This window comes from Streptomyces sp. NPDC059456 (assembly GCF_042750055.1).
Taxonomy (GTDB): domain Bacteria; phylum Actinomycetota; class Actinomycetes; order Streptomycetales; family Streptomycetaceae; genus Streptomyces.
The window spans coordinates 1-5,824 of record NZ_JBHYVA010000555.1 but is presented as its reverse complement, the minus strand read 5'-3'; the positions used below and the strand labels follow the sequence as shown (position 1 = coordinate 5,824).

Here is a 5,824-nt window from a genome sequence, read left to right as displayed (position 1 = left end):
GGGGGCCCCTCGCGGGGGGTGGGTGGGGCGGGGGCGCCCCCACCCCCCGGGGCGCGCCCGCCCGTGGGGGGGGGCCCCGCCGGAGCGCCGGCCCCCCCCCCCCTGACGGGAGTGCGGGAAGCGGCTACGCGGCGAGCTTGGCCAGGGCCGCGTCGATGCGCGACAGCGAGCGGTCCTTGCCCAGGATCTGGAGGGACTCGAAGAGCGGCAGGCCGACCGTGCGGCCGGTGACGGCCACGCGGACCGGGGCCTGGGCCTTGCCCAGCTTGAGGCCGTGGGCCTCGCCGGCGGTCAGGACGGCCTGCTTGAGGGACTCGGGGTCGCTCCAGTCGGCCGTGTCCAGGTTCGCGCGGGCGGTGGTCAGCAGGGCCGCGGGCTCGCCCTTCATCGCCTTGTCCCAGGACGCCTGGTCCTCGACCGGCTCCTTGCGGAACAGGAAGTCGACGTTGGCGGTGATGTCCGACAGGACGGTGACCCGGGTCTGGGCGTACGGCGCGATGGCCGCCCAGGCCTCGGCGTCGAAGTCCGCCGGCTCCCAGTTGGCGTGCGGGGCCTGCAGCCACGGGGCGCAGGCGTCCGCGAAGGCCTTCGGGTCCAGGAGGCGGATGTGGTCGGCGTTGATCGACTCGGCCTTCTTGAGGTCGAAGCGCGCCGGGTTCGCGTTCACGTCCGGGATGTCGAACTTCGCGACCATCTCCTCGATCGAGAAGATGTCCTGGTCCTTGGAGAAGGACCAGCCGAGGAGCGAGAGGTAGTTCAGCAGGCCCTCGGGGAGGAAGCCGCGCTCGCGGTACAGGTTGAGCGAGCTCTCCGGGTCGCGCTTGGAGAGCTTCTTGTTGCCCTCGCCCATGACGTACGGCAGGTGGCCGAACTCCGGGACGCCGGTGGCGATGCCGAGCTCCGTCAGCGCCTTGTAGAGGGCGATCTGCCGCGGGGTGGAGGACAGCAGGTCCTCGCCGCGCAGCACGTGGGTGATCTGCATCAGCGCGTCGTCGACCGGGTTGACGAGCGTGTACAGCGGAGCGCCGTTGGCCCGCAGGATGCCGAAGTCCGGCACGTTCTCCGGGGTGAAGGTCAGCTCGCCGCGGACCAGGTCGGTGAAGGTGATCGGCTCGTCGGGCATCCGGAAGCGGACGATCGAGGGGCGGTGCTCGCCCTGGTACGCCTCCAGCTGCACGGCGGTCAGGTCGCGGCAGTGGCCGTCGTAGCCGGAGGGCTTGCCGGCCGCCCGGGCGGCGGCGCGGCGCGCGTCCAGCTCCTCGGTGGTGCAGTAGCAGTCGTACGCGTAGCCGCCGTCGCGCAGGCGCTGTGCCACGTCCGCGTAGATGTCCATGCGCTGCGACTGGCGGTACGGGGCGTGCGGGCCGCCGATCTCGGGGCCCTCGTCCCAGGTGAAGCCGAGCCAGCGCAGCGAGTCGAGCAGCTGCTCGTACGACTCCTCGGAGTCGCGCGCCGCGTCGGTGTCCTCGATGCGGAAGACGAACGTACCGCCGTGGTGGCGGGCGAACGCCCAGTTGAAGAGGGCGGTCCGGACCAGGCCCACGTGGGGGTTGCCGGTCGGGGAGGGACAGAAACGTACGCGGACGTTCGCGTTAGCCACGCTTGATCACCTTGTTGGTGAGAGTGCCGATGCCTTCGATGGTGACGGCGACCTCGTCGCCGACGTTGAGGGGGCCGACTCCGGCCGGGGTCCCCGTGAGGATGACGTCGCCGGGGAGCAGCGTCATGGCCTCGGTGATGTGGACGATCAGGTCCTCGATGGAGCGGACCATGTCGCTGGTGCGGCCGAGCTGGCGCTGTTCGCCGTTGACGGTGCACTGGATGGTCAGGTCGCCCGGGTCGAGGTCGGTCTCGATCCAGGGGCCGAGCGGGCAGGAGCTGTCGAAGCCCTTGGCCCGGGCCCACTGCTTCTCGCGCTGCTGGACGTCGCGCGCGGTGACGTCGTTGGCGCAGGTGTAGCCGAGGATCACGTCCTTGACGCGCTCCTTGGGGACCTCGCGGCACATCCGGCCGATGACCACGGCGAGCTCCGCCTCGTGGTGGAGGTCCTGGGAGAAGGAGGGGTACGTGATCGGGTCGCCCGGGCCGACCACGGAGGTGGAGGGCTTGAAGAAGGTGATCGGCGTCTCGGGGACCTCGTTGCCGAGCTCTGCCGCGTGCTCCGCGTAGTTGCGGCCGATGGCCACGACCTTGTTCGGGAGCACGGGCGGCAGGAGCCGGACCTTGCTCAGCGGGACCTTCGTGCCGGACAGCTCGAAGTCCGCGAACGGGATGCCCTTGATGATGTCGAGGACGAGCTCACCCTCGGCGCCGGGGGCAGTACTGCCCTCGACCGCGCCGAACGCGACATTGCCGTCAATCGAGAACCTGGCGATGCGCACGTGTTGCGTCTGCCCCTCTGTATGTCCGCCGGCTGGAGTCTGCGTCTCCAGGCTAACGCGGCGGGCAGCGGCGCTCCGCGCTCCTTTTCCCGAGTGGCTTACTGCGCGGCGGCGACCGGCGCGTCCATCAGGATCGTGCGGCGCGGGTTCGCGGTCTGGGCGGGCAGCTCGACGGCGTGCTCCGGAGCCTCGACCGCCTGCAGCTCCTCGGCGTCCTTGAGGTGCGCGAGGGTGGTGCGGCGCGGGTTGGCTATGTTGCGGAACATCATCGTCGTCTTCACGGTGTCTCGGGCCCTCGGCTCGGTTGCGGGGTGCAGGGTTGTCGGATCCGTCAACCCTGTAAAGGGCAAGGCTAAACATCCGATTCCCCGGCTCAACCGGGAAGTAATGGCCACGGCTGTGTGAGTTTGCTCACCCGTGACCTGGCAATACGGGCATAACGGGCGGTCAATTTTAGGCGGCGAAACGGACATTGCGCCACTGAATCTGCCATTCCGCTCCTGATCATCTCGACTGGGACACCTTGCCAGCCACCGCGTTTGGATGGCGTAAGTCCGATTCACCCCGAAAGATGCCCCACATCGCGTGACCTTTCCATCACGGGAAGTCACCGGCGCTCCGGGCCGACACGCGCACCTTGTTGGAGATCCGCCACTGTGCTGGAATTCGCGGGACCGCCGCGGGAACAGCCGGCGCGCAGGTGGCGCGAGACAGCGCCGCGCGCGGCGGCAAGGAGAGGGAGACGCGCCGGTCACCGACGACCACCATGGGGCCGCAAGGCCCCACGACTCGACACCGTCCCACCGGTCGCCCGGCGGGACGCCTGGTCCAGAGGTTGCGACGCTAGTGCAGGGACGATTCAAGAGGGATGGCAGCGCTGCGGCGGAGCAGGAGCCGCGCGGCGGGACCGACCGTGGCTCCTCGCCCCAGCACGCCCAGAACCGCGGGCCGGCTGTCGAAGGCGCAGGCTCCGACTCCTCCACCACGGTGAAGGCGAAGGCACGCCTGAAGCCCCGGGGCAAGGCGAAGAGCGAAGAGCCGGCCGACGGCACGGAAACGGCGATACCGAAGGCCCCCAGCGGGCCCGGTTCACGCCTCGCCATGCAGAACTGGCGCATCAGCACGCGACTCGTGTCGCTGCTGACCCTGCCGGTCGTCGCCGCCACCACGCTCGGTGGCTTCCGCATCAACGACTCGATGAACGACATCGCGCAGCTGGAGCACATGCAGCTGCTGACGACGATGACCCGGCAGGCCACCAACCTGGCCGCCATGCTCCAGGAGGAGCGGGACAAGTCGGCGGGTCCGCTCTCGGTCACCAAGGACGGCAAGGCCAACAGCCTCGTCCAGGGTGTGCGCGACCAGACCGACGCCGCCGCCAAGGCCTTCGAAGCCGCGACCGACAAGGTCGACAGCACGGAGGACAAGGACGACACCCTCAAGTCGATCCGCAACAACATCCTGCAGATCGGCCGCCAGCTCACCGGCATCGAGGAAATCCGCAAGAAGGCGTACATCAACGGCGCCCAGCAGACCGTCACCGAGTACAACTCGCTCATCGTCTCGCTGCTCTCGCTCTCCCAGGACATGGCGCAGGCCACCTCCAGCCCTGAGATGATCAAGCGTACGCGCGCCCTGGCGGCCTTCTCCTCCGCCAAGGAGTACGCCTCGATCCAGCGCGCCGTCATCGCCGCCTCGCTCCCCGAGAGCAACGAGAAGGCGGGCACCCTCACCGAGAACGACCGCCTCTACGCCCTCTCCGCGCTGCGTGGCGAGAGCCAGGCGAAGAAGACCTTCGAACTCGTCTACCAGGGCAAGCCCGAGGAACTCCTCGCGGCGCTCGGCGACGGCAACACGGAGATCGGCACCGCCGACCACTACGCGCGCCGCGTCCTGAGCACCCAGGGGCAGTTCAACAAGGAGAAGAACCGGTCCTGGATGGACTGGTACGACGCCGACGACACCAAGCTCCAGGCCATGAAGGTCATCGAGCTCACCCTGCTCGAGGACATGGAGCAGAAGGCCCGCGAGCTCAAGAACAGCTCGCAGCAGGACGCCATCATCAACGGTGCCCTGATCCTGCTCGTCCTCGGCGTTTCCCTCGTCGGCGCCTTCGTCATGGCGCGGTCCATGATCCGCTCGCTGCGCCGCCTGCAGGACACCGCGACCCGGGTCGCCCAGGACCGCCTGCCCGAGCTCGTCAAGCAGCTGTCCGAGTCGGACCCGCAGGACGTGGACACGTCCGTGGAGTCGGTCGGCCTGCACACCCGCGACGAGATCGGCCAGGTGGCCGCGGCCTTCGACGACGTGCACCGCGAGGCCGTCCGCCTCGCCGCCGAGCAGGCCCTCCTCCGGGGCAACGTCAACGCGATGTTCACCAACCTCTCGCGCCGTTCGCAGGGCCTCATCCAGCGTCAGCTCTCGCTCATCTCCGAGCTGGAGTCGCGCGAGGCCGACCCGGACCAGCTGTCCTCGCTCTTCAAGCTCGACCACCTCGCGACCCGCATGCGCCGTAACGGCGAAAACCTCCTCGTCCTCGCGGGCGAGGAGCCGGGCCGCCGGTGGACCCGCCCCGTCCCGCTCGTCGACGTGCTCCGTGCCGCCGCGTCCGAGGTGGAGCAGTACGAGCGCATCGAACTCGCGTCGGTGCCCGGCACCGACGTCGCCGGCCGCGTCGTCAACGACCTCGTGCACCTGCTCGCCGAGCTGCTGGAGAACGCCACCTCGTTCTCCTCCCCGCAGACCAAGGTCAAGGTCACCGGTCACGCGCTGCCCGACGGCCGCGTGCTCGTCGAGATCCACGACACCGGCATCGGCCTCTCCCCCGAGGACCTCGCCGCGATCAACGAGCGGCTCGCGTCGCCGCCGACCGTGGACGTCTCCGTCTCCCGCCGCATGGGTCTGTTCGTGGTCGGCCGCCTGTCCCTGCGACACGGCATCCGCATCCAGCTGCGCCCGTCCGACTCGGGCGGTACGACGGCCCTCGTCATGCTCCCGGTGGACGTCGCCCAGGGCGGCAAGAAGCCGGGTCCGATGCCGGGCCAGGGCGGTCAGGGCGGTCCCGGTGGTCCGGGCGCCGGCGGTCCGCAGGGCATGCCGGGCGGTTCGGCCCAGGGTTCGGTCCCTGGCGGCGGCGCACGCCAGCCCGTCGGCGCCGGCCCGCAGCGCGGCCAGGTCTCCGGCGGCGGCCAGCGTGCCGCACTGCCGGGACGCGACGGCGGCCCCGGTCTGCAGGGCGGTCCGAACGCCCGTCAGCAGGGCGGTCCCGGCGGGCGTCAGCAGGGCGGTCCGGGCTCGGCCGGCATGCCGGGCGCCCCGGCCGGCCAGGGCCAGGGTGCCTTCGGCGGCGGTTCCCCGCTGCCGGGCCGCGGTCCGGCCGGCGGTCCCCCGTCGCGCCCGATGCCCACGGCCACCGGCCAGGGCGGGTTCCCGCAGGGCAACGG

At 70.5% G+C, this 5,824-nt stretch carries 4 protein-coding genes; 1 reads left to right on the top strand and 3 read right to left on the bottom strand.

What is annotated here, in order from left to right:
- Positions 1 to 124 precede the first annotated feature (124 nt).
- The 3 genes from gltX to ACFXA3_RS33175 all read right to left on the bottom strand — a co-directional run bounded on the left by gltX (position 125) and on the right by ACFXA3_RS33175 (position 2,662).
- Complete coding sequence (gene gltX / locus ACFXA3_RS33185) at positions 125 to 1,600, bottom strand: glutamate--tRNA ligase (protein ID WP_385192975.1); 1,476 nt, start codon at positions 1,598 to 1,600, stop codon at positions 125 to 127.
- Complete coding sequence (locus tag ACFXA3_RS33180; RefSeq protein ID WP_385192972.1) at positions 1,593 to 2,381, bottom strand: fumarylacetoacetate hydrolase family protein; 789 nt, start codon at positions 2,379 to 2,381, stop codon at positions 1,593 to 1,595. The genes gltX and ACFXA3_RS33180 overlap by 8 nt, the downstream gene beginning before the upstream one ends.
- Positions 2,382 to 2,479: 98 nt before the next feature.
- A complete protein-coding gene (locus ACFXA3_RS33175) occupies positions 2,480 to 2,662 on the bottom strand; it encodes a hypothetical protein (RefSeq protein WP_048475963.1) in 183 nt (60 codons plus the stop codon).
- Between the two features lie 565 nt (positions 2,663 to 3,227).
- On the opposite strand from ACFXA3_RS33175, the gene ACFXA3_RS33170 reads away from it, so the two are divergent.
- Positions 3,228 to 5,824, top strand: a 2,597-nt coding sequence (locus ACFXA3_RS33170) for a nitrate- and nitrite sensing domain-containing protein (protein WP_385192970.1), incomplete at its 3' end; no start/stop codon positions are given.